The sequence below is a fragment of the Kitasatospora sp. NPDC023120 genome (assembly GCF_055560835.1).
Genome location: NZ_JBVHHY010000118.1, coordinates 1 through 1,241, shown reverse-complemented (window position 1 = coordinate 1,241; position 1,241 = coordinate 1). Strand labels below are relative to the sequence as shown.

1 protein-coding gene is annotated in these 1,241 nt (G+C 72.1%); it reads left to right on the top strand.

Features of this window, described 5'->3' with window-relative positions:
• Nucleotides 1–30: 30 nt before the first annotated feature.
• A partial coding sequence (locus ACZ3TI_RS41000; protein WP_465735701.1) for a polyketide synthase dehydratase domain-containing protein occupies nucleotides 31–1,241 on the top strand: 1,211 nt, incomplete at its 3' end.

Sequence of the window (1,241 nt, the reverse complement as noted above, 5' to 3'; positions counted from 1 at the left end):
CTGACCTTCGCCGAACCTGGGATCCCGTTCGTGTCCACCGTCACCGGTGCCTCGATTGGTGCGGAGATCGCTGACCCGGCGTACTGGGTTCGGCATGTCCGGGAGGCCGTACGGTTTGCCGACGCGGTCGTTGCACTGCATGGGCTGGGTGTGCGGCGGTTCGTTGAGGTCGGTCCCGGTGGTGTGCTGACTGCGATGCTGGCTCAGGTCCTGGACGGTGATGTCGCCGCGATTCCGGTTCTGCGCAAGGCCGGCCCGGAGGCCGTTGCGGTGGTGGAGGCTGTCGGTGCGGTGTTCGCGTCCGGTGGGTCCGTGGACTGGCAGGCGCTGTTGGCGGGTGGCCGGCGGGTGGAGCTGCCGACGTACGCGTTCCAGCGCGAGCGGTTCTGGCTCGATGCGCCCGTCGGTGCCGGTGACGTGGCGGCGGCTGGGCTGAGGGCTGCGGGTCACCCGCTGCTCGGCGGTGCGATCACGCTGGCCGACCGGACGGGTGTCCTGCTCACTGGGCGCCTGTCCCTGGCGACGCACCCGTGGCTCGCCGACCATGCGGTGCACGGCACGGTCCTGGTCCCTGGCGCGGCACTGCTGGAGCTGGCTCTGCGGGCCGGCGACGAGGTCGGCTGCGAGCGGGTGGAGGAGCTGGTCCTCAACGCGCCGCTCGTCATCCCGTCGACCGGCGCCGTGCAGGTGCAGATCGTCGTGGGGGAGCCGGACGAGGGGAACCTGCGCCCGGTCGAGGTGTTCGCCCGTACCGAAGACGACGCGGTCGACGGCCCGTGGACCTGTCACGCGAGCGGCCTGGTCGCCCCCGGCCCAGTGCAGGGCGAGGTCTCCGACCTCGCGGAGTGGCCTCCGAGCGGTGCGGAACCGGTGGACATTAGCGGGTTCTACTCGGCGATGGCCGGGCACGGCTACGCGTACGGTCCGGCGTTCCAGGGCCTGCGTGCGGCGTGGCGGCGCGGCGATGACGTGTTCGCCGAGGTCGCGCTCCCGGAGGTGGTCGCGGATTCGGCCGGCGAGTTCGGGGTGCACCCGGCGTTGCTGGACGCGGCGCTGCACGCGGCACCGGCGACTGCGGGGAAGCGGCAGGGCGGAACCTCGGTTCCCTACTCCTGGCACGGGATCTCGCTGCACGCCGCCGGAGCTACGGCGCTGCGGGTGCGGATCGCGGGCGGTGGTGCTGATGGCTTCCGTGTGGACGTGGCTGATGTGTCGGGTCTGCCGGTGGTGTCGGTGGAGTC